At 40.1% G+C, this 22,203-nt stretch carries 23 protein-coding genes; 6 read left to right on the plus strand and 17 right to left on the minus strand.

The genetic code is table 11. The features are described from left to right. Positions 1 to 383: 383 nt before the first annotated feature. From ybgF to ORI98_RS16665, 8 genes are all read right to left on the minus strand, one after another. Positions 384 to 1,124, minus strand: a complete 741-nt coding sequence (gene ybgF, locus ORI98_RS16630; protein ID WP_261300015.1) for a tol-pal system protein YbgF — start codon at positions 1,122 to 1,124, stop codon at positions 384 to 386. A 51-nt stretch (positions 1,125 to 1,175) separates the two neighbouring features. Beyond that, positions 1,176 to 1,715 carry a peptidoglycan-associated lipoprotein Pal gene (gene pal / locus ORI98_RS16635; protein ID WP_261300014.1) on the minus strand — a complete coding sequence of 180 codons (540 nt, stop codon included), beginning with the start codon at positions 1,713 to 1,715 and terminating at the stop codon, positions 1,176 to 1,178. Between the two features lie 24 nt (positions 1,716 to 1,739). Next, a complete protein-coding gene (tolB, locus tag ORI98_RS16640; RefSeq protein WP_306135970.1) occupies positions 1,740 to 3,068 on the minus strand; it encodes a Tol-Pal system beta propeller repeat protein TolB in 1,329 nt (442 codons plus the stop codon). Between the two features lie 42 nt (positions 3,069 to 3,110). Then, complete coding sequence (gene tolA / locus ORI98_RS16645; RefSeq protein WP_261300012.1) at positions 3,111 to 4,082, minus strand: cell envelope integrity protein TolA; 972 nt, start codon at positions 4,080 to 4,082, stop codon at positions 3,111 to 3,113. Further along, positions 4,083 to 4,511: a protein TolR gene (tolR, locus tag ORI98_RS16650; RefSeq protein WP_261300011.1), complete on the minus strand. Its 429-nt coding sequence runs from the start codon at positions 4,509 to 4,511 to the stop codon at positions 4,083 to 4,085. Then, on the minus strand, positions 4,511 to 5,200 hold the full coding sequence (tolQ, locus tag ORI98_RS16655) for a protein TolQ (RefSeq protein WP_188839346.1): 690 nt from the start codon (positions 5,198 to 5,200) through the stop codon (positions 4,511 to 4,513). The genes tolR and tolQ overlap by 1 nt, the downstream gene beginning before the upstream one ends. Further along, positions 5,190 to 5,591: a tol-pal system-associated acyl-CoA thioesterase gene (ybgC, locus tag ORI98_RS16660; protein WP_306135971.1), complete on the minus strand. Its 402-nt coding sequence runs from the start codon at positions 5,589 to 5,591 to the stop codon at positions 5,190 to 5,192. The genes tolQ and ybgC overlap by 11 nt, the downstream gene beginning before the upstream one ends. Before the next feature lie 1,484 nt (positions 5,592 to 7,075). Beyond that, positions 7,076 to 7,945 (minus strand): OmpA family protein, encoded by an 870-nt coding sequence (locus tag ORI98_RS16665; protein WP_261299628.1) that lies wholly within the window; start codon positions 7,943 to 7,945, stop codon positions 7,076 to 7,078. A gap of 188 nt (positions 7,946 to 8,133) precedes the next feature. On the opposite strand from ORI98_RS16665, the gene rnt reads away from it, so the two are divergent. Further along, a complete protein-coding gene (gene rnt, locus ORI98_RS16670) occupies positions 8,134 to 8,817 on the plus strand; it encodes a ribonuclease T (protein WP_306135972.1) in 684 nt (227 codons plus the stop codon). A gap of 77 nt (positions 8,818 to 8,894) precedes the next feature. Here the strand turns inward: rnt and ORI98_RS16675 are convergent, their stop codons facing one another. Continuing rightward, positions 8,895 to 9,500 (minus strand): peroxiredoxin, encoded by a 606-nt coding sequence (locus tag ORI98_RS16675; RefSeq protein ID WP_261299624.1) that lies wholly within the window; start codon positions 9,498 to 9,500, stop codon positions 8,895 to 8,897. Positions 9,501 to 9,880: 380 nt separating this feature from the next. Here ORI98_RS16675 and ORI98_RS16680 point away from each other — a divergent pair, with 380 nt between their 5' ends. Next, positions 9,881 to 11,206, plus strand: a complete 1,326-nt coding sequence (locus tag ORI98_RS16680) for a Na+/H+ antiporter family protein (protein ID WP_261299623.1) — start codon at positions 9,881 to 9,883, stop codon at positions 11,204 to 11,206. Between the two features lie 103 nt (positions 11,207 to 11,309). Here the strand turns inward: ORI98_RS16680 and upp are convergent, their stop codons facing one another. Further along, positions 11,310 to 11,936: a uracil phosphoribosyltransferase gene (upp, locus tag ORI98_RS16685; RefSeq protein WP_261299622.1), complete on the minus strand. Its 627-nt coding sequence runs from the start codon at positions 11,934 to 11,936 to the stop codon at positions 11,310 to 11,312. A 238-nt stretch (positions 11,937 to 12,174) separates the two neighbouring features. Between upp and purM the strand changes: the two genes are divergently transcribed. After that, positions 12,175 to 13,212: a phosphoribosylformylglycinamidine cyclo-ligase gene (gene purM / locus ORI98_RS16690; RefSeq protein ID WP_306135973.1), complete on the plus strand. Its 1,038-nt coding sequence runs from the start codon at positions 12,175 to 12,177 to the stop codon at positions 13,210 to 13,212. After that, on the plus strand, positions 13,212 to 13,856 hold the full coding sequence (gene purN / locus ORI98_RS16695) for a phosphoribosylglycinamide formyltransferase (RefSeq protein ID WP_306135974.1): 645 nt from the start codon (positions 13,212 to 13,214) through the stop codon (positions 13,854 to 13,856). Before purM ends, purN begins: the two co-directional genes overlap by 1 nt. Before the next feature lie 64 nt (positions 13,857 to 13,920). On the opposite strand, the gene cysB is transcribed toward purN, so the two are convergent. Beyond that, positions 13,921 to 14,895, minus strand: a complete 975-nt coding sequence (gene cysB, locus ORI98_RS16700) for an HTH-type transcriptional regulator CysB (RefSeq protein WP_261299619.1) — start codon at positions 14,893 to 14,895, stop codon at positions 13,921 to 13,923. Between the two features lie 433 nt (positions 14,896 to 15,328). Between cysB and ORI98_RS16705 the strand changes: the two genes are divergently transcribed. Then, entirely contained in the window at positions 15,329 to 16,111 is a 783-nt protein-coding gene (locus tag ORI98_RS16705; protein ID WP_306135975.1) for a hypothetical protein, read from the plus strand. A 123-nt stretch (positions 16,112 to 16,234) separates the two neighbouring features. On the opposite strand, the gene ORI98_RS16710 is transcribed toward ORI98_RS16705, so the two are convergent. Next, the gene (locus tag ORI98_RS16710) at positions 16,235 to 17,248 is read right to left on the minus strand and encodes a rhodanese-related sulfurtransferase (protein ID WP_261299617.1); all 1,014 of its coding nucleotides are present in this window, start codon (positions 17,246 to 17,248) and stop codon (positions 16,235 to 16,237) included. Positions 17,249 to 17,547: 299 nt separating this feature from the next. On the opposite strand from ORI98_RS16710, the gene ORI98_RS16715 reads away from it, so the two are divergent. After that, complete coding sequence (locus ORI98_RS16715; RefSeq protein WP_306135997.1) at positions 17,548 to 18,219, plus strand: glutathione S-transferase; 672 nt, start codon at positions 17,548 to 17,550, stop codon at positions 18,217 to 18,219. Positions 18,220 to 18,731: 512 nt separating this feature from the next. Here the strand turns inward: ORI98_RS16715 and ORI98_RS16720 are convergent. The 5 genes from ORI98_RS16720 to ORI98_RS16740 form a co-directional block, all read right to left on the minus strand. After that, complete coding sequence (locus ORI98_RS16720) at positions 18,732 to 19,280, minus strand: NAD(P)H nitroreductase (RefSeq protein WP_261299615.1); 549 nt, start codon at positions 19,278 to 19,280, stop codon at positions 18,732 to 18,734. 95 nt (positions 19,281 to 19,375) lie between these two features. Further along, positions 19,376 to 19,978 (minus strand): DoxX family protein, encoded by a 603-nt coding sequence (locus ORI98_RS16725; RefSeq protein WP_261299614.1) that lies wholly within the window; start codon positions 19,976 to 19,978, stop codon positions 19,376 to 19,378. Positions 19,979 to 20,178: 200 nt separating this feature from the next. Beyond that, positions 20,179 to 21,243 (minus strand): phosphotransferase, encoded by a 1,065-nt coding sequence (locus ORI98_RS16730; RefSeq protein WP_306135976.1) that lies wholly within the window; start codon positions 21,241 to 21,243, stop codon positions 20,179 to 20,181. Further along, complete coding sequence (gene pnuC / locus ORI98_RS16735) at positions 21,215 to 21,883, minus strand: nicotinamide riboside transporter PnuC (protein ID WP_306135977.1); 669 nt, start codon at positions 21,881 to 21,883, stop codon at positions 21,215 to 21,217. The genes ORI98_RS16730 and pnuC overlap by 29 nt, the downstream gene beginning before the upstream one ends. Positions 21,884 to 21,887: 4 nt before the next feature. After that, complete coding sequence (locus tag ORI98_RS16740) at positions 21,888 to 22,148, minus strand: hypothetical protein (RefSeq protein WP_261299611.1); 261 nt, start codon at positions 22,146 to 22,148, stop codon at positions 21,888 to 21,890. Positions 22,149 to 22,203: the final 55 nt, after the last annotated feature.

Raw genomic sequence — 22,203 nt, forward strand, 5'->3', positions numbered from 1 at the left:
ACCTTTTACGGTTAACTGGAACAAAAGCCAACTGTCTATGTTTCAAGACCTACTGAGCTAACGACCCATCTTGGTTTTATTAACCTTTACGGTTAACTGGAGCAAAAGCCAACAGTCTACATTTCAAGACCCACTGAACTAACGACCCATAGAAGTTTTGCTAACTGATTATAGTTAGAAGGAGCAGATACAAACAAATTAACTTTCAATTAGTTTGAATTGATGTCCCAAGGATGTCATAAATAGTCTTAAAACATCCCCCAGAAGGCTATGCCGTTCTGAGGGCGCCTATAATACCGTTTTCATTTTCTCATGCAAGTGCAATTTTCCAATTTCTTGTTGTTTGCATGAAAAACAGACTAAGAGGCTGTTTTTTGTCTCTATTAGCCATTAATCGCAGATAATTGCTGCTGTGCAAGGCGAGCCGATGCACTGTTAGGGTAATCTTTCAATACTTTCTGATAAAGTGCTTTTGCACCAGGGATATCATTATCCTTCTCGGCAATCATCCCTAATTTAACCAAACTATCGCCACGCTTATTCGAATCGGCAAACTGACTCACTACGGTACTGAATGCGGTTTTGGCTTCAGCATTCTCGCCTTTATTAAACAGTAGCTGTCCTAACCAGTAATTAGCATTCGCCGCATAACTTGATTGTGGATACTGTTTAATAAAATTCCGAAAAGCAGGAATAGCATCATCATACTTACGATCTTTCAACACGAGATTTACAGCGGCTTCATAACTTGCTGTTTCACCTAACGTTGAGCTAGATGCTGCAACACTAACGGGATCAGTTGCAACGGTTGAATTGGCTGCAGGGGTAGGTTTAGTAGATAAATTGGCTATGTCTTCGTAAAGCTGACGTTGACGTTGCAGAACCTGGTTTAACTGATAATTTTGTTGTTCAGTAACACCACGCAAATCCAACACTTCTCTTTGTAATGCATCGACACGACGTTGCATTTCAAATTCACCCTGTTGTTTCGCTTTTAAAATACGTTCTAAACGTGCAATACGTTCGTCACTTGAACCACTAGCAATATCCTCTACTGGTGCAGGAGCGGCGACTGCTGCTCCCATACCTAAGAACATTGCCGCAACTAATACGGCATGTTTCATTGTAAACTCCTAACAGGCCAATCAATCTGACTAGCCTTCCTTCAATAATGTTTAGTAAACTAAAACACCACGACGGTTTTTAGCAAAACCTGAATCTGAACGAGAAAAGTCTAATGGCTTTTCTTCGCCATAACTTACAACGCTCATTTGGCTAGGTTGTACGCCCATACCTTGAAGGTACTTAGCAATCGCTTTAGCACGACGTTCACCCAATGCAATGTTGTACTCTGGAGTGCCACGTTCGTCAGCGTGGCCTTCAATTAACACGCGAACATTTGGGTTTTCGACCAGGTAATTGCCATGAGCTAGCAAAATTTCCGCGTTTTCAGTTTGCACTTCACTGCGGTCGAAGTCGAAATAAATAATATTTTGACGACGTAACTCTTGCTCTTTTAAACGTTGCTGTTCAGCCGGGCTTAATACAGCACCTGCACCGCCGGTTTCAATTCCACCATTACCATATTGGCTGCTAGATGAACCAGAAGTAGAACCGCTTGCATCTGTTTCAGAGTCTGAAGTTGAGCTACAAGCACCCAGTGCCATAAGCGGAACTGCAACCATCATAGCTTTGAACAACTTATTCAGATCCATGTTAAATCCTTATCAATATCTTAATTAAAGAAATGGAGACCAAGCGGGTGATTTCACCTCGCCTTGTCCGACAGGCAATCTTGCCTTAAAGCGGCCATCGGTAGAAACCGCTGCCAATACTTGTTTACCTTCGTGAGTCGTACCGTAAATCACCATAGTGCCATTAGGCGCTACACTTGGAGATTCATCTAAACGGGTTGACGATAACACCTGCATAAATCGTGTTGCCAAGTCCATTCTGGCAATATTGAAACGTCCATTAGTACGATTCACAAAAATCATGCTGCGACCATCAGGCGTGATTGAACCACCTAAATTCCATTCGCCTTCAAAAGTCATGCGACTGACTTTGTTTGTTTCCAAACTTACACGGTATAACTGTGGTCTTCCACCTCGTTCAGAGGTAAATAGAAGAGATTTACCATCAGGAAACCATGATGGTTCAGTATCAATAGCGTAATGATCTGTAATACGTTTAATCGCTTTAGTTGCGATATCAATGGTGTAGATTTCTGGTTGGCCATCTTTTGAAAGCGTGACAGCAAGTTTTTTACCATCTGGTGAAAATGATGGCGCACCATTGATACCATCAAAGCTACTCACTAACACACGAGCTTGAGTATAAATATCCTGAACGAAGATCTCAGCTTTACGATTCTCAAAGCTCACATAAGCTAAACGACGCCCATCTGGAGACCAAGTTGGCGACATTAACGGCTCGGGTGAACGTAATAACATTTGCTCGTTGTAACCATCATAGTCTGCAATCATTAGATGATATGGAGATTTTTGACCTTGTTTAACAACTACATAAGCAATGCGAGTTAAGAACGCACCACGAATACCAGTAAGTTTTTCATATACCACGTCACTGATACGGTGACCATATTGTCTAAATTGATTTGCATTAATAACGGTTTCGCGACTTTCTAATAAAAGTTCGCTAGCTGCCACTGGGCCTTTGCCCGCTTGTAGTTGCGCTTTAACCAAATCGATTAATTCAAAACTTACCAAATATTGGCCAGCTCCGTAAGGTTTAATTGAACCTACCACTAAACCATCGGCTGAAATATTTCGCCAGCTATCGGCGGTGAATTGGCTTGCAGTATGAATATTGACTTGCGGCAATGCACGCGTATCAAGTGGTTTAAAAGTACCACTGCGCGCCAAATCAGACATTACCACATCAGAAATGGATGCTGGCGCTGGACCTTCACCTAACCACACAAACGGCACAACGGCGATAGGGCGAGCTTGGTCAACCCCTTCAGTAATCACAATATCTAATGCAGCACGCGCTGGGGTCGTTAACACGATACACGCCAGTGCGAACCATTTAACCAAATTTTTCATGAGACTCCTTTATACCCTTCGCATTATTAATGCAGTAAGAAATTAATTAAATTCAGGTGAAACTGTTAAATTAATTTCTTTTAATTTGTCATATACACCGGCTTCTGTTGAAACAGGTAAGCGTCCAGCTTTATTGATTGCCGCCTTTGCAGCACGACAAACAACTTGGTCGCCATCTAAGGTTTGACTAGATGTCACAAAGCCATCTTGTGCCAATCGAATAAACACTCGACAGCTTTTACCTCGCATCGACTCATCTACCACTAGGTTACGTTGAATCGTGGCACTGATCATCGCTCTAAATCTATCAACTTCTGACATCACTTGTTTGTTACGAGTTTGCGATAACGCGGCTTGTTCATCAGCTAGAGCATCCGCCATCTCTTGCTCTTGACGGGCTTTTGCATCAGCATCAGCTTTAGCCTTACGTTGACGCTCTGCTTCGGCTTTACGTTTGCGCTCTTCCTCTTCAGCTTTACGTTTTCGCTCGTCTTCAGCTTTTTTAGCAGCAGCTTCTTCTTGCTTACGTTTTTCAGCCGCTTTTTGCGCAGCTTCTTCTGAGGCTTTTTGCTCTTGTTCTTTTTGCTTACGAACAGCTTCAGCTTTTTGCGCGCGCTCTTTTTCTTGCTGCACTTTTATTTGTGCCGCTTTAGCCGCATCGTTCGCTTTTTGTGTTTCAATTTCTTTCTGTTTACGTTCAATTTCTAGGTTTTTAATTTTTTGCTGTTCAAGCTCACGATTTTTACGTGCTTCAAGAGCTTTACGCTCTAACTCTGCTTGACGTGCCTTTTCTTTATTCTCAGCATCTTGTTTTTGCTGTTTCAATTTCTCAACATGCTGATTAATCTTTTGTTGATCAACCATCACGGCTTGAATTGCAGGCGCGCTAGGTGCTGAAGGCATATTTTTCGGTTTATCATCAAAGCTTAAACCTAATGCAAGGATGATTATCGCCCCAATGTGAATACCGCCGGATATCGCAAACGGTATTTTGATATTAGATTGATCTGACACCTACTTCTCCTTGGGTGAATCTGTCATCAAACCGACTGAAGGAACACCTGCTTGCTGCAAGCTCACCATCAATTGAATGACATTTTCATATGCTATGCTTCTATCCGCTTTTACAACAACTGGTCTTAACGGTTCAAGCAAAATCATTGCTCCCACTTGCACAGAAATCTCTTCCAGATCTAACGGATCGCTGTTAGAACCTGAACCCACGTTTAAATAATACTCACCTGCTGCATCTATCGAAGCAACTATCGGCGGTTTACTGTCTGGAGGTAAAGCCTCTGCTTTTCCCTGTGGCAATTCAACTTTAACACCCTGCGAAACGATTGGTGCGGTAACCATAAAAATGATTAATAACACCAACATAACGTCGATATAAGGTACAACGTTAATTTCCGCAATAGGACGACGACGCTTACGTTGGTACATTACACCGCTTCCTTTTCACTATAGGCTTGGCGCTGTAAAATATTCGAAAACTCTTCCATAAAGTTTGCATATGCCATCTCAAGTTTTTCAGCTTGGGTTGCAAAACGGTTATAGGCAACAACGGCAGGAATAGCCGCAAACAAACCCATCGCAGTCGCAATTAATGCTTCAGCAATACCAGGGGCAACCATTGCTAAAGTGGCATTTTCAACAGTACCCAGTGCAATGAATGAATTCATAATCCCCCACACGGTACCAAACAAACCAATATAAGGACTGGTTGAACCAATCGTTGCTAACATAGGTAAATTGTTCTCAAGCTTTTCCATTTCACGGGACAAACTTACACGCATCGCTCTTGAAGTACCTTCCATAACAGCATCTGGTGACTTGCTGTTAACTTTAATCAGTCTTGAGTATTCTTTAAAGCCTGCAACAAACATCGCTTCTAATCCAGCAACACTTTCACCTCTGGCGGTAAGCTCTTTGTATAAGCGATTTAAATCGACACCTGACCAAAAAGTATCTTCAAAACGCGCTGATTTAAGCCGTGCTGAATTAAGCATTTTACGGCGTTGGATAATGACCGCCCATGATGCAATGGAAAGACCTAACAAGGTCAACATAACCAATTTTACCAACACACTGGCTTGTAAAAACAAACCAATAAAAGACATATCAGCGTGCACTTTCAAACTCCTGAACTATAAATTCTGGGATGGCTCTGGGTCGCATTTTGGATAAGGACACACAGGCGACAGTCACCGATGCCTCACAATAGCACTCACCTAGCTCATCAACTAAACGCTGTTGGAACACCAACGACGCTTTTTTTAATGACGAAATACAAGATTCAACCGTGAAATCTTGTTCGAACTTTGCTGCACGGCGAAAATCTAACTCCGCGCGTTTGACTACAAAAGCAATATCATCTGCCAGTAGTTTAGTTTGACTAACACCAATCGCTTTTAACCATTCTGTCCGTGCTCTTTCAAAGAAATTCAAGTAATTTGAATGGTAGACAACCCCACCCGCATCGGTGTCTTCATAATACACAGTTATTGGCCAATTAAACGTCATTAGATGACTCTTTTTTCAGCTGACAAAATTTCGCTTACTATACCGAGTAGCAAGTCAGTTGTGAATCATCTTACACGCTAAAAATGGACTTTATTTTCACTAAAATACCTTAAAACGACTTAATCTTGGCTTAAATTAAGATAGATGAAGGTTCTTTAATGTTTTCCTGCTTAAAACTCAGTAAACCCCCGTATCAAAAACAAAATTTTGTCTTTTTAAAATATCTTTTTTCCATGGGTTTAATTGCCTGATTTCCTCATATAAATTAACTAATAAAATAGGATCACGTCCATACAAGGTTAGGCTTATTGAAAGATAGTCGGCTAAGTTAAAGCAAAGCCGTAAAATGAATGCGATCAAAACCAATAAAACTGACAATTAATGACATGATAACGCTAATTGTTTTTCTAAAAAGCATATCGATAAATGAGCGACCGTTTAATGTCATCGCTTGTGACTGAATTTAGTAAAAATCAGTCATGCGAAACATCCCGTTAATTCAAAGCAGCAAATACAATCTAAATGCTTAACTAGAACTCGATATTGTGCTTTAGAAGCACGGCTATACAACCTCAACTCGCATTAACAGATAAATGAGATTCCCCAATGCTGACTAACCTGAACTCTGGATAACAACTTGCTTTCTAGAGGCTATTTTTACTGATAACTGTGTTAAATTTGTTTGCAATAGGCCAGCTATTGACGCACAAATTTGCCTTGTTCTAAGAAAAAATATCTCTCTAGAATACCTGGGTTATATATTATTTAATTTCATATGTTTAGCTAATCTCTTATCCAGAGTTCAGGTTAACCATCAAATTTCAGCCTTGCATTGAACACAAACTAAATCCATTTGCAATTGCTCGCTTACTGTAAAGGATTCAGCATAGCTATCGAGCCAAAGGCGCTCTAAGATGCCCTCAATCGCCAGCTCAATTAATCTAGGTTAAATATTATAATAAACCTCCAACTTTTGGTTAAGTCAGGTCCTGTTAATAGCAAAACAGAATAAAAATTATTATTGCCATTGGGCAAATGAGTAGGCACATAAGATAGAGTCTCGAGGTTTATTAACAATTACATTTGCTCGACAATGCAACTTATCCGAGTACTTATGCATAAAAATGTCATATATTGCCCTAAAGCACTCGTATCATTGGTTAAACGTTATTTTCAGCATTTATAAAAACAACCAATTCATTAGCAAAACTAATCCTTAAACGAAGTTTTTTTAGTTTGTCAATCTAGAGCATAAAATCTATTATAGCCTTGTTTTCAGGACATCAGTTTGATGTAGAAAACAATGAACTTCTAATTAGTGTTTGTGAAACATTAATTTATCCCAGTTCTTATGCTTGACTTCCTTCCTTCAATTTGTTGATTGCAAATTATTTAGCCCACTCGGTTTGAGTGGGTTTTTTTTATCTTCAAAAAACAAAAAGCCTGAATATAATTCAGGCTTTGAAATCTCAACTTAAATATTTTTATATTGGCTTAGTGATCTTGATAACAACTCTGCGGTTAACCTGGCGCTCTGAAGCCAAATCATTACCCGTTACATGGCGTTTTTCACCATGGCCTTCTGTAATAATCCTATCTTGAGCAATGCCGCTAGCAACCAATAAGTCTTTAACGGAATCAGCACGTTTGTCTGATACCTTTTGATTAATTGAACGACCACCATAGCTATCAGTATAAGCATTCACAACAACCAGCTCGACCTCAGGGTCAAATGATAAATACTCTTGAACTTTCTTCAATTGATACTTTGAGAACCGTGTCAGTTCGGTTCCGCCATCTTGGTAGTTCAATACAGTGAAGGCGATGTCATCAAAGCTATAGGGAAGTAAATTAGCTAGACATGATCGAAACTCTCTATATTTACCAGCAAAGTTTGCTGCCGAAATACCAACAGCAACCCTCTGTGATGCATCATACCAGTCTGAATAGTAAAACGTTGGCTCCCTTCCCTGACTTAATTCGTTAAGCATGGTCCAAGCTGCTTTTTTAGGTACTTCGCCATTAAATTGTTTTTGATATTTTAGCGCGGTAATTTCTTTTGCGGCATCACCTGGGCGCCATTGAGGGGCGCGACTCATTAACTTAGCATTCGTTACGGCATCCGGTTTGGCCCACATATCAAGGGTGAATAACAAATTCAAATCCTTTCCTGCTTTGCTTGAAAAAACCGCCTTGCCATAGTCAGGTATGTCGTGCTCTAAACGACACTCTATGGGAGAGTTCTCACCAACGCGCCAAGCAGAGTTGTCTAGTGAGGCAACATAATGACGCAAGTCAGCACTTGCTGAAGTGCTGATGCACAAACTTGATATTAACAACAAATTACGCCACATGATGCCACCTAATAAATCCATCCTGTTTTCTATATCGGCGTTAGAATAATTTTCTTAAGCTTAATTTAGCGAGGATACGAGCATCTTGTTGCCGTTTGGGTATAATACTCGGCCTAAAAGCTGCTAGGGTTCTATTTTCATCTTTATAATTGCAGCAGCATTCAAGTTTAACAGGGTAATAGAATTTCATGAGTGACATCTGCGACAGCAACAAATTTAAACATCGTTTCCGTGGATACTTTCCCATTGTTATCGACGTTGAAACAGCAGGTTTCAATGCAAAAACAGATGCGCTATTAGAAATAGCCGTCACCATGCTAAAAATGGATGACCAGGGCTATTTGAGTTTGGATAAAACGTTACACTTTAATATTGAGCCTTTTGAAGGTGCTAATCTTGAACCTGAAGCATTAGCATTTAATGGAATTGATCCCACAAACCCTCTACGTGGTGCTGTGGACGAAAAGACTGCGTTTTTAGAAATATTTAAAGAAGTCAAAAAAGCACAAAAAGCGGTTGGCTGCCACAGAAGCATTGTGGTTGCACATAATGCAGCGTTTGACCTTGGTTTTGTTAATCAGTGTATTGAACGTAATGGTTTAAAACGCTCTCCTTTTCACCCTTTTGCCAGCTTTGACACCGCTTCATTAGCGGGATTAGCGATTGGCCATACCGTATTGGCTAAAGCATGTAAAATGGCCGGCATCGACTTTGATAACAAAGAAGCCCATTCTGCTTTGTATGACACAGAAAGAACGGCTGAATTATTTTGTTATATCGTTAATCGCTGGAAAGCGTTAGGTGGATGGCCAATTCCGTCATTGGCTGACAGTGATACTGAAGAAGATTCAGAACAAACCGACACAGAATAAATTTGTTAATTTAGCCGTTTTATGACTGACAAATAAAAAAGCTGCCTAGGCAGCTTTTTTTACACTCACAAGTTAAATTATAGCTTGTCAGAGTTATCTTTTAAGTATGCAGCAACACCATCAGTGCTTGCAGTCATACCTTTGTCGCCTTTAGACCAACCAGCTGGACATACTTCACCGTGCTCTTCGTGGAACTGCAGCGCATCGATCATACGTAGCATTTCGTCAACATTACGGCCTAATGGTAAATCGTTAACCACTTGGTGACGTACTTGGCCTTCTTTGTCTACAAGGAAAGAACCACGGAATGCAACGCCCGCTTCTGGATGCTCAACATCATAAGCTTTACAAATTTCATGCTTAACGTCAGCAACTAGAGTGTATTTAACTTGGCCAATACCACCCTTTTCTACTGGAGTGTTACGCCATGCGTTATGGGTAAATTGTGAGTCAATAGACACACCGATAACTTCAACGCCACGCTTAGTGAACTCTTCCATACGGTGATCAAAAGCAATTAGCTCTGATGGACATACGAATGTGAAATCTAAAGGATAGAAAAAGATCACTGTTGGCTTACCTTTAATCGCAGTTGCAAGATTAAAGTTATCAACAATTTCACCAGAACCTAAAACAGCAGCTGCAGTAAAATCTGGGGCTGGACGGCCTACTAATACGCTCATTTTATATCTCCATTAATGGCTTGATTAAAACATAAGGGAAGGTGCTGAGCACCATCATTCCGTAATGTGCTATACCATACCTTTTATTTGTGTCTGATATAAGCGTTTTTGAATGAAATTTGTTTTACCTGCTGAAAAACCCTGCACTGCAGCCCTACTCTTTATAGGGATTTTAGCATTCTAAGATAAATAACAATTGGCGTGGAATACGAGTGCTATGCAACAAACTGGTTACACAGAATGATACAAGAAAGAAAAACTGCGATTACATCCGCTTTTGTAAAGCATAAAAAATAGCAAAACAATAGGCATTACTGGACAAGACAAACAAATAACGTCATAAATAAACGTCTTATAAATATAAATAGATTGATTTTGATATGAATGCTGTTGTTATTGCCGTTTGCTTGATGCTTGCATTAAGTTTTGCTCGAATAAATGTTGTTATCGCACTGACGATCAGTGCATTAGTAGCAGGCTTAGTCGGTGGGCTTGATTTAAACCAAACCATTGCGGCTTTTAATGATGGTCTAGGCGGCGGAGCACAAATAGCATTAAGCTATGCCTTGCTCGGCGCTTTTGCTGCAGCGTTATCACATTCAGGATTGACCACGTTAATTTCTCACTCCATCATCAAAAAGCTAGGTAAAGAACCTAACAGCACCAATACTAATGTGGTGAGATGGACGCTATTAGTCACCATACTTGCAATGGCGGTTTCTTCACAAAACTTGCTGCCAATTCATATTGCATTCATTCCCATTCTTATTCCGCCACTATTACATGTGTTGTCGACGTTAAAAATTGATAGAAGGCTTATTGCCTGTTTGCTGACCTTCGGTTTAGTCACCACTTATATGATTTTGCCAATTGGTTTTGGTGGGATCTTTTTGAACGATATCTTGCTGGCAAACCTAAATAATAATGGTTTAGAAGCTGTTCATACTCAAATCCCTAAAGCCATGTTACTTCCAGCGCTTGGCATGGTATGTGGTCTACTGTTTGCCGTGTTTGTAAGTTATCGTAAACCGCGTGAGTATCAAATCATCGCTCCGCAACTGAGTAATGCAACAACAGAGCCCGGAATAAATCGTAAAAGTATTGTCATTTCAATCATCGCCATTTTGGCGACGTTAATAGTGCAACTTCAAACTAATTCGATGATTTTTGGCGCGCTAGCGGGTTTCATCATTTTCCGGTTTTCGGGAATTATCAAACGCAGCATAGGACAGGACTTGTTTAATCAAGGAGTCCATATGATGGCCAATATTGGTTTTATCATGATCGCAGCGGCAGGGTTTGCTGCGGTATTAAAGTCAACGGGGGAAGTCAGCACATTAGTGGCATCTTTAGGGGATATCATTGGTAATAATAAAGCACTAGCGGCAATATTAATGCTAGTTGTCGGATTACTGATCACCATGGGTATTGGCTCATCGTTCTCAACCATTCCGATTATCGCCACTATATATGTCCCTTTAGCCCTGAGTTTTGGTTTTTCAATTCCTGCCACTATTGCCCTTGTGGGAACAGCCGCGGCATTGGGGGATGCGGGCTCACCTGCATCGGATTCTACCTTAGGCCCTACTGCAGGTTTGAATGCGGATGGACAGCATGATCATATTCGTGACAGCGTTATCCCAACATTTATGCATTATAACATTCCCTTATTAGGCTTTGGTTGGTTGGCGGCAATGGTGCTTTAAGCTGATGTAGTGAAGCTATTGAATTGATGAAAGTATAAAAACTGGCAATAAAAATGGGAACTTACGTTCCCATTTTTATTGCTGAACAATATTGATATCTAAATTATTTAGTACCAAAAATTTTATCACCGGCATCGCCAAGGCCAGGTAAAATATAGCCTTGCTCATTTAAGCATTTATCAATGGCTGCGGTGTACAGTTCAATATCTGGATGCGCAGCTTCTAATGCTTTAATTCCTTCAGGCGCCGCAACAAGCACTAATGCTTTAATTGACGTACAGCCACGTGCTTTTAATAAGTCGATGGTTGAGATCATTGAACCACCCGTTGCCAACATCGGGTCAACGACTAATGCAATTCGCTCATCAACATTGCTAACCAACTTCTCAAAGTACGGTACCGGCTCAAGAGTTTTCTCGTCACGGTAAATACCAACAACAGAAATACGTGCACTTGGAATATGCTCTAACACACCGTCCATCATGCCTAAACCTGCACGTAAAATGGGCACTACAGTGACCTTTTTACCTTTAATTTGATCGACTTCTACTGGGCCATTCCAACCATCGATAGTGACCTTTTCGGTTTCAAAGTCAGCAGTAGCTTCATAGGTCAACAAACTGCCAACTTCTGTCGCCAATTCACGAAAACGTTTAGTACTGATATCAGCTTCGCGCATCAATCCTACTTTATGACGAATTAGAGGGTGTTTTACTTCAACGACTTTCATTTTCTCTCCCAGCTTTGTCTATTTACAGCCAAATTTAACAAATGTTAGTGCATTTGTCCCCGCTATAAAACATAAAGTTTCATAAATGCTGTAAATCGTGAGCTAAGCCAATAAAAATAGTACAATTTGGTGTTTTATATGGCGGATAAAGCCAAATCATGGCTTTCGACAAGCGGCACAAGCTGGTAGAATACCGCCGCATAAAATTCCTTAAACGATGTACCCGAGAGGATCCTCCGTGAGCACTCCTACACCATTAAGTTACAAAGACGCCGGCGTTGATATCGATGCAGGTAACGCATTAGTTAATAACATAAAATCTGCTGTAAAACGCACCCGTCGTCCAGAAGTTATGGGCAATTTAGGTGGTTTTGGCGCATTATGTGAATTACCAACTAAATATAAACATCCTGTACTTGTTTCTGGTACTGACGGTGTTGGCACCAAGCTTAGACTGGCGATTGATCATAAGAAGCATGACACAGTCGGTATAGACCTTGTGGCCATGTGTGTTAATGATTTAATTGTTTCGGGTGCAGAACCTTTATTCTTCTTAGATTATTACGCCACCGGCAAGTTAGATGTTGAAACGGCTACCTCAGTTGTTAACGGCATTGCTGAAGGATGTTTCCAATCAGGTTGTGCGTTAATTGGCGGCGAAACAGCTGAAATGCCAGGAATGTATGAAGGCGAAGATTACGATCTTGCAGGCTTCTGTGTTGGTGTTGCAGAGAAAGCTGACATTATTGACGGAACTAAAGTTAAAGCAGGCGACTCTTTAATTGCCCTTGGTTCAAGCGGCCCGCACTCAAATGGTTATTCGCTTATCCGTAAAGTATTAGAAGTAAGCAAAGCAGATCCTAAGCAAGATCTTAATGGTAAGCCGTTAATCGATCATTTACTTGAGCCAACAAAAATTTATGTAAAGTCATTACTCAAATTACTTGAGCAAACTGAAGTACATGCTATGGCACATATTACAGGCGGCGGTTTCTGGGAAAACATCCCTCGCGTATTACCTGAAAACTGTAAAGCAGTTGTGAAAGGTGATTCTTGGAACTGGCCAGTAGTATTTGATTGGTTAATGACCAACGGTAACATCGCCAAGCGTGAAATGTACCTCACGTTTAACTGTGGTGTGGGTATGGTTATTGCGCTTCCTTCAGAGAAGGTTGATGCTGCATTAGCGTTATTAACTGCTGAAGGTGAACATGCTTGGTTAATCGGTGAAATTGCAGAGCGCAGTAACGATGAAGAGCAAGTGGAGATTATCTAATGTCTGCAAGCTGCCGCGTAGTGGTGTTAATTTCAGGTAACGGTAGTAATCTACAAGCTATTTTAGACGGTTGTGATGACAACCTAAACGCTGAAGTAGTTGGCGTTATCAGTAACAAACCTGACGCCTATGGCTTAGTTCGCGCTCATCATAGTGAAATTGACACCAGTTGTGTCATTGCTCGCAAAGGTGAACAACGCGAAGACTTTGATGCTCGCTTAATCAGTGCGATTGAAAAGTATCAGCCTGACTTGATCGTGCTTGCCGGCTTTATGCGGATTTTATCCGATAAGTTTGTTAGCAAATACTTAGGTAAAATGATAAATATTCACCCATCATTATTACCTAAGTATACTGGGCTAAATACTCATCAACGTGCAATTGATGCCAAAGATACAGAACACGGTGCCAGTGTGCACTTTGTGATCCCTGAGTTAGATGCTGGTCCCGTTATTTTACAAGCCAAAGTGCCTGTTTATCCTGAGGATGATGCAGAAACATTAGCCCAAAGAGTGCATGAACAAGAACATGCTATCTATCCTCTGGTAGTAAAGTGGTTCAGCTTAGGGCGATTATCAATGAACAATAATCAAGCGTTTCTTGATGGTTGTGTGATTGGTGAAAGCGGTTACGCCCCAGATTAATCTTGTTGATATACAAAAAATCACGCCTAGGCGTGATTTTTTTTGCTTCCGATATGATCAGAAATTAGCGAACAGGTAATTTCATATCGGCAAACATTTCATCAATAAGTTGCTGATCACGTAAAGCGACCGCATTTTCAACAACCGTTCTTGTTAAGTGAGGAGCGAAATGCAGCATAAAATCATACATGTAACCACGTAAAAAGCTACCCCGTCTAAAACCTATTTTTGTGGTGCTATGCGCAAATAGATGGCTTGCATCTATTGCGACTAAATCTTTATCAATATTAGCATCTATGGCCATAGATGCTATGACCCCTACCCCTAACCCCAAACGAACATAGGTTTTTAATACATCAGCACTTGTCGCACTAAACACCACTCGAGGGTCTAAGTTAGCGCGATTGAATGATTTTTCAATTTCTGAAGCTTTATCAAAACCAAAAACATAGGTAACTAACGGATACTTTGCCAGCTCTTCAATACTCGGTTTGACGATATTGGCTAAAGGATGATCACGAGTTACAACAATCGAGCGATTCCAGTGATAACATGGCAACATAATTAAATCGGTGTAAAGGTGCATTGCTTCTGTTGCAATCGCAAAGTCTGCATAACCTCGCGCGGCTTGCTCACTGATCTGACTTGGCGTGCCCTGGTGCATGTGCAAGTTAACTTTTGGATAGCGCTTAATAAACTCCTGAATGATATTAGGTAATGCATAACGCGCTTGTGTATCTGTAGTGGCAATATTTAACTCGCCTTGATTCGGTTTGGTATATTCTTCGGAAACTTTTTTAATACTCTCAACTTTACTCAAAATATCGTTAGCTATTTCGATAACCTGTTGTCCCGCTGGCGTGACATGCGTCAGGTGTTTACCACTACGACCAAATATTTGAATGCCAAGTTCATCTTCAAGCATTCTCACCTGTTTACTGATACCAGGTTGTGAGGTATACAAGTTTTCTGCCGTGGTCGACACATTAAGATTATGTTTTACCACTTCGGCAATGTATCTAAGTTGCTGTAGCTTCATGGCATATTTCCTTGCGGTTTAAATTGAAGAGTTAACATCAATGGTACAAAGCTGTGTTCACCACTGCATATCTATAACTATTTGTTATACTTAACTGCAAATGTAATCCAATATGGAATATATGACAAGTGAAAACAATTAACTTTAACAGCTTTAAGGTACGAAAATTTGCAGTCAAAAAGAGCAGACAAGTTCATATAATTAGAAAAATACCGACTGATTTATTCTTTATGTTATTTCTGACATTATTTTTCTCATTAAAATGACTTAGTTTTCAACGACAGTCGACATAACTTACGCTAAGATATAAAGTAATTTTGGTTTTACTATTCACCTATAATGTAAACATGATTATAAAACCGAAATAAGTTTGTGTTGCTGGGCATTATTTTTAATGCGACACCTGCAATTACTATGACCATACGGAAAACCTATGTCCTTAATTCTCATATTACTGCTGATTGGCGCTTTACTACTGCTAATAATTGGCTTCAGCATTATTCAACAACAAAAAGAACGAGCTGAAGCAGAACGCAGACTAGAAGCATCACGTCAAAGAGCCATTATAGATGAAACTGAGGCCGTATTAGCCAACACGGCTATGGCTTCATGTTCTAGCCATATCATTTTAATTTTATATAAACGTATTCAAGAAGCACTAGAACAATCAATATCCTATTCCTCAGGACAAGTTCTTAACGATTATCAGCGCCGTCTAGGTGACTTAAAAGCGCAGGTGAATAACATGATGGGGGCACCTGCGCAGGTACCGTCGGTTGAAAACTTTCGGTTACCTGACAATGACCGTCAAGTATTAGAATTAGTTAAAACCCTGAAAAAACTCAAAGCAATTTTACGTGCCGAGCACAATAAGGGAAAAGTAGACTCGGTTGTTTTCAGTAGCGAAGAAAGTCGTATCGACAGTTTACAACAACGAATTAACGTAGAATCAATGATATCTCGTGCTAGAGCAGCATGTTATATGAAGCAATACGGCTCAAGTAAACAAATGGTAACTAAAGCACTGTCTACATTGCATTTAATCAAAGCACAAACACCAAACGATCCTTTTATCACTCGTAAAGTTGACGAAGCTAAACAATTACTTGATGAAATAATGGGCGCACAAAAAAGCTCTGGCCCCAATGTTCCTCAACCCAAGAAAAATGATGAAGACGATCTTGATATGTTGTTTCAACCCAAAAAGAAGTGGTAATGGGTTATGCTTGCGACATAAAAAAGCCTCAATTAATGAGGCTTTTTTTGTGGTACTCCATCAGCATAACACCCAACACAATTTCAAGACTTATACTGACAGGTTACATGTTAATCAATATATCTAGCTGCGTTTTTTAGCTTCTTGCGCTTTTTTCAAGGCTTCTTTTTTCTGTCTTCGTTGTTCAATCACTTGATTGACATCACTGCCTATATGAGCCTCACCACGCTGCTGAGCAAGTTGAACCTGACGTTCACGTTCAATAAACCGCTGACGCTGTTCGTCAGATATTTTATCAATACAATGCGGGCAACTAATCCCTTGTACATATGCTGGCGAATTTTTTTCCGCTTCAGTAATGGGCATACGACAAGCATTACATTGATCGTACTGACCTTTTTCTAGTGCATGATTTACTGCAACTCGATTATCAAATACGAAACATTCACCTTTCCACAAACTCTCTTCAGGCTGAACTTCTTCTAAGTACTTAAGAATACCGCCTTCTAAATGGTAAACCTCTTCAAAGCCTTGTTCTTTTAGATAGGCAGTTGATTTCTCACAACGAATGCCGCCGGTGCAAAACATGGCCACTTTTTTGTGTTTTGCAGGATCTAAGTTTTGTTTTACGTATTCAGGAAACTCACGAAATGTTTCGGTAACTGGATTGACTGCATGTTCAAAGGTACCAATTTGCACTTCATAATCGTTACGAGTATCAACCAATAACACATCAGGATCTGAAATTAATGCATTCCAATCTTTGGGCTTAACGTAGGTACCTACCACTTTACGAGGGTCGATACCCTCAATACCCATAGTCACAATCTCTTTTTTCAGCTTCACTTTGGTTCGATAGAATGGCATTTCATCATCAAAGGATAATTTAGTGACAATATTGTCTAAACCAGGTTGAACATCTAACCAAGCTAATAAAGCCTCGATACCAGCCTTGCTGCTTGCTACAGTGCCATTTATGCCTTCGCTAGCAAGTAACAAGGTTCCTTTCACTTCATGCTGTTCCATCACGTTAAGTAACGGCTGCCTGATTGCTTCAAAATCGGGTAAGGCAACAAACTTATAAAGTGCACATACTGCAAATGTGGATGATGGGGGTATTGATGTATTCGTTGACATGATCTCTCCGCTGGCTGGAACTTAATTTCCAGTGCATATTACTGGCACACAAATGTGAGCTATAGCTAAAAAACGGCCGAAATTATAACTAAATCACACCCAAATAACAGTTTTTAATCTCTCTATAGGATTTTAAATGCCATTTATCATCAAAAATAATTTTTTTACGGTAAAATCACCTTCGTTTTACTGATGCAAAAATGCTTCGAAATATTGAAGTTATTGCCGTTTGTCATTCATGCCATGACACTACTGATAAAGTCTATCCATCATTCATTCGCTGCAAAATATTACAGGCCATTATCATGAATCATTTGTACTCTTTTCGTCGCTGCCCTTATGCTATGCGAGCTAGAACAGGCTTGCACTTGAGCGTTTTAAATCCTGAAGTAAGAGAAATCATTTTAAAAAATAAGCCCGCTGAAATGCTTGCCATTTCACCTAAAGGCACAGTGCCGGTATTGGTCTACTCAGATCAAGTGATTGCAGAAAGCTTGGATATATTCCAATTTGCATTGAAGCAGTATCCACAGCAAAACTGCCCATACTTAAATAAAGACCAATACCAAACATTAATTGAAAGTCTCGACTCAAAAGACGCTAAATCGCTTATTCAACAAAATGATGTTGTATTTAAACCTTGGTTAGATAAGTATAAATATGCCGACAGGCATCCGGAAATGAGCCAGTTCGCCTATCGGCAACAGGCGGAACTTTTTATTGACCATCTTGAACAACAACTCAGTCAAGATGCTTTTCTATTTACAAATCACCCTACTTTTGCCGATTACGCAATATTCCCTTTTATCAGACAATTTGCAGGTGTTGATCCTAGCTGGTTTGCATCTTGTCCATATCCCAAAGTACGCGCTTGGTTAAACTCATTAATTGAAAGCGAGTTATTCAAACAGGTCATGACCAAATACCCTTTGTGGCTAGATGATAAAAGAACAATCCACCTAAAGTGGTAGCGAGATTAAAATATAAACCGTATCAGTGTCTAAATCGTGGTATTTCGAAAAAATGTAATTAATTTAGATGATTAATCAATTTTATGACTTTTAAATAAGGTAAAAATAGATTAGATTGAGACTTAGTATCAGCAAGATTTAACCGTTAATTGACGTTAGATAATAAGAAGGATTTTTATTATTTTGCACAAATTCGATTAACGATTACACGCTAAAGAGTCATTGCCGTAAAGCAAAGGAAAACATGACATGAATACAATGGATTTAACCCTGGTTTTTTTACTTACCGCTGTCGGATTGTTGCACATATTATTTTGCTATAACGCGATGACGACCAAGGCGCATATCAGCAACTTCAAACGAGGAATTTGGTGCGGATTAAGTTTGTTTTTGGGGCCTTTAGGGTTTTACCTTTTTCAAAACTCATTACCGTTAGACACACTTGAGTAAACTGCAACATGCCGTTTATCAAATTGCTCATGCCGTTTTACTTGAAGCATGAGCAATACCGTTTATAAAAACCTCGCGAATTGACGCCCCTCTTTTAAAGGCTTGATCGGTGCTTGTACCGAGGGTGTACCAACATACAGAAAACCAATAATCTGATCTTGCTCTGCTAATCCCAGTTGCTGATGGACGTTTCTATCAAAGGCAAAATCGCCCGTCCGCCAAACCGCGCCAATACCTAACGAAAATGCGGCTTGTTGCATGGCCATGGTCGCACATCCTGCAGCAATATGTTGTTCTAGCACGGGGACCTTAGGATGGTCTTGTGTTTTGGCTACAACAGTAATCACCATAGGTGCACGAAATGGCATTTTTTCTGCTTTTTGGATAAAAGCTTCATCTGCATTTGATTGCTCTGCCGCAAAAACAAACACCTTAGCCAAACGACTAAGTCCCTCGTCTTGAGCAATAATAAACTCCCAGGGTGTTAATGCCCCATGATCAGGCACTCTAGCCCCAGCATTGAGAATAAATTCGAGTTGTTCAGAAGAAGGAGCTGGAGCAACTAATCTTGGAGAGGATTGACGAGTTAACAATAATTCAGACGCTTTCAAAGTGTTTATCCTATTGATGCTTATTTGTATGGATAATATCAAATATCCCAGTTTTTGGCTGGGATATTTACAAATTGATTAAGCCTTAAAACCTATTAAGAATCTTTCCGTCCCATATAGCGATGAATATAATAATCTAGGCTAAAATAGCGGCCGCCGCCCATAAAGAGTAATGCGAGCAACATAATAAAATAGGTTATCGCAAATTCAATACCATTGTTCAAAATAACAAAATTACCTGAACTGGTAAGCCATTCATAATTGCCATGCTGTTGTAATATAGATTTCGCTGCAGCAAGTTTTTCACCCGCCTCAACCACTTTATCACTGGCTAACCACGAACTCGCATCAGCAATGGCTAACCAACCATTTGACCAATGTACCGCAAATGCAGCCACTAGCATGGTTATCATAAGCGGCAGAGCCATAAATCGGGTCGCAAGCCCTATTAATAATAACAGCCCGCCAAAAAACTCAGTTCCGGCAGCTAATACGGTCATCAGTTCAGGCATAGGTAAACCCAGTCCCCAATCAGGATTACCAAACCAAGCCGCTGTATCGCCAAAATGAGATAATTTATTATACCCAGCTTGCATTAAAACCGGCGCGAGATAAATCCGCAGCGCTAACGGCGCCAATCCCTCCAAGTAGGATAATTTATTAAGTAAATTCTGATACATGGCAAAGAGTGCTTGCATGCTAGTTCCTTTATGAGATGTATTAATTTGCAGACAAACTTCAATATTCGTTTTGTCTAGTCTATTGGCTAAATTTAAGACTAAGATTAAACATCATCGGAACTCTGTCAGCTTGATAGTGAGTAACTATTAAGACCTGACATAACAGGAAAATATTTCAATGACCCGAAATAAAGTTTTGGGGTGCAGACAAACAAGCCTTAATGGCTATCGATTAAGGCAAAATACTGCTGGAAATAAGCTAAAAATGTCTCTGGTGCAGATTTGGCCATAATTAATGCCCACATTGCACAAAATAACCAGTAACAATTAATCGCATAACCTACACATTGCTGTGCATTTTCATTTAGATAAGGTGAACTCAGTTCTGATTGCCATTTAAAATAACCATCAAGTAATGATTCATATTGTGCTGAAGATAAATCATGGGTAGCCAATATTGAGGCTAAATCAAAAAGTGGATGACTGGTTGCCGCATATTCGAAATCGATACACATCAACTTTGTCGGTGTCTCGCCCGACATCGAATGTTGATTGGAATGTAAAAGGAGATTAAAAGGAGATAAATCACGATGACAAAACGATGGTGTAATTAAACATTTATCCATGGCATTAAACCACAATAGCGCGTCATCAGTTAGGCTGTTAATTTGTTGTAAACACGATTGCCATTGCTTGGAAGGTATTTTATCGGTGACTAATTGTAATTGATACTCTTGCCATTGCTGTAACATACTTACCTGTTTGGCGGGCAAAGGAAGCTTTGCAAGGCTTTGTAAGACAGTTAGCAGATGCTTGACTGGCTCTGTAGTTGAATCATCAATCTTAATTACTTGCTGCCGAAGAGTGTGATTAGCGTGTGCACAATAAAATTGGCTCCAAGGTTCGGGCTCGCAGATAAACTCACTAAGGTACAATTCATTTTTAGCACCGCAAAAATATAATTGCGGCGCGAAACCAATGGCTTGTGCGGCTTGCCAGCTTGTCACTTCATCAACACGGCTACACCAAATTGTCTCTGCGTGATTGACCCTGAGCACTTGCGCTTGTACGCCTGCTTTTGATTGATTTTGAAGCAAAAAGTTTTGATTACTTAATCCTGCTGAAAGCAATTCAACATGGACGCAATCGCTGATTAGTTGACTTAATTTTTCCGCTGGTAGCTGCTCAACTAAAAGCTGAATAACCTTTACTGGTAATCCAGCTAATGCTTTGTTCTCTAGCACTTCAGTGAAATTAGCCATGCTGTTGAGCAGGCTGGGCATCTGATTGAAGATCCATAACCCACATTTTTCGCCACATAAAATATCCTGCGATTGCCATAAATACATAAACGACAAACAATGCTGTGGTTAACATGAGTCCTTTACTGAAATATAAATAAATAGACACAGTGTTAATCACTATCCAGTAAAACCAATTTTCAAGCACTTTTTTGGCTACTAAGTAGGTAGTCATTACCGCAAAACAGGTTGTTGCTGAATCCAAATATGGAAATGAAGCCTGGGTATAATTGGCCATCAAATATCCAACAACCAGAGAAACGAGTAACGTAATAGATACCAACATAAAATGGGTGCTTACAGGCCAACTGATAATAGGCGAGCCTTTGTCATCAATATGGTGTGCAACTCCAACATCAGGTTGCTGCATCCACATCCAGTAACCGTATAACGCCATCGCCATATAATAGACATTGAGCACCGATTCCATAAGCAATGAGACTTTCCAAAAAAGCACCGTGTATATTGCCGTACTGATAAATGCCGCCGCCCAACACCAAATATTTGTTCGCATCGCCAATACTAAATACACAATGGCTAATAATACTGCAACCGCTTCCCATGCGGTCATGACTCCCGCTTCACTGATAATTTGGCTAATAGACTGGCTAATTTCAGACATATTGCTACTCGCTGTGGGCTAAATTAAGTTCACCACCAATAAATTTACACACAAAAACCGCTTTGCCCCACTTTTCATGGGCAGCCTGCATCTCAATAGCCAGCATCGACATAACATCTGCATATTCACCACATACTTGTGTTGCCATGGCGTTTGTCACGCGCTCGATATTGCTATAGCTATCAACTCGACCGATGAACCACTTGATTGGATCCAAATAGTTTTCATTGAATGGATACATGCTAATTTCTGCGGTTAATTTCATCATTACACCTTAAAAATAATTGGCGACACCCTAAATAGGTGCCGCTCTGCGGTTG

Origin of the sequence: Shewanella sp. ULN5 (assembly GCF_030731885.1) — a bacterium.
In the GTDB taxonomy this organism is placed as follows: Bacteria; Pseudomonadota; Gammaproteobacteria; order Enterobacterales; family Shewanellaceae; genus Shewanella; species Shewanella holmiensis.

What these genes read in the sequence shown, in the direction of transcription:
- ybgF (WP_261300015.1), bottom strand. Translation starts at nt 1,124, where the DNA reads ATGAAACATGCCGTATTAGTTGCGGCAATGTTCTTAGGTATGGGAGCA.
- pal (WP_261300014.1), bottom strand. Translation starts at nt 1,715, where the DNA reads ATGGATCTGAATAAGTTGTTCAAAGCTATGATGGTTGCAGTTCCGCTT.
- tolB (WP_306135970.1), bottom strand. Translation starts at nt 3,068, where the DNA reads ATGAAAAATTTGGTTAAATGGTTCGCACTGGCGTGTATCGTGTTAACG.
- tolR (WP_261300011.1), bottom strand. Translation starts at nt 4,511, where the DNA reads ATGTACCAACGTAAGCGTCGTCGTCCTATTGCGGAAATTAACGTTGTA.
- ybgC (WP_306135971.1), bottom strand. Translation starts at nt 5,591, where the DNA reads ATGACGTTTAATTGGCCAATAACTGTGTATTATGAAGACACCGATGCG.
- ORI98_RS16665 (WP_261299628.1), bottom strand. Translation starts at nt 7,945, where the DNA reads ATGTGGCGTAATTTGTTGTTAATATCAAGTTTGTGCATCAGCACTTCA.
- rnt (WP_306135972.1), top strand. Translation starts at nt 8,134, where the DNA reads ATGAGTGACATCTGCGACAGCAACAAATTTAAACATCGTTTCCGTGGA.
- ORI98_RS16675 (WP_261299624.1), bottom strand. Translation starts at nt 9,500, where the DNA reads ATGAGCGTATTAGTAGGCCGTCCAGCCCCAGATTTTACTGCAGCTGCT.
- ORI98_RS16680 (WP_261299623.1), top strand. Translation starts at nt 9,881, where the DNA reads ATGAATGCTGTTGTTATTGCCGTTTGCTTGATGCTTGCATTAAGTTTT.
- upp (WP_261299622.1), bottom strand. Translation starts at nt 11,936, where the DNA reads ATGAAAGTCGTTGAAGTAAAACACCCTCTAATTCGTCATAAAGTAGGA.
- purN (WP_306135974.1), top strand. Translation starts at nt 13,212, where the DNA reads ATGTCTGCAAGCTGCCGCGTAGTGGTGTTAATTTCAGGTAACGGTAGT.
- cysB (WP_261299619.1), bottom strand. Translation starts at nt 14,895, where the DNA reads ATGAAGCTACAGCAACTTAGATACATTGCCGAAGTGGTAAAACATAAT.
- ORI98_RS16705 (WP_306135975.1), top strand. Translation starts at nt 15,329, where the DNA reads ATGTCCTTAATTCTCATATTACTGCTGATTGGCGCTTTACTACTGCTA.
- ORI98_RS16710 (WP_261299617.1), bottom strand. Translation starts at nt 17,248, where the DNA reads ATGTCAACGAATACATCAATACCCCCATCATCCACATTTGCAGTATGT.
- ORI98_RS16725 (WP_261299614.1), bottom strand. Translation starts at nt 19,978, where the DNA reads ATGCAAGCACTCTTTGCCATGTATCAGAATTTACTTAATAAATTATCC.
- ORI98_RS16730 (WP_306135976.1), bottom strand. Translation starts at nt 21,243, where the DNA reads ATGCCCAGCCTGCTCAACAGCATGGCTAATTTCACTGAAGTGCTAGAG.
- pnuC (WP_306135977.1), bottom strand. Translation starts at nt 21,883, where the DNA reads ATGTCTGAAATTAGCCAGTCTATTAGCCAAATTATCAGTGAAGCGGGA.
- ORI98_RS16740 (WP_261299611.1), bottom strand. Translation starts at nt 22,148, where the DNA reads ATGAAATTAACCGCAGAAATTAGCATGTATCCATTCAATGAAAACTAT.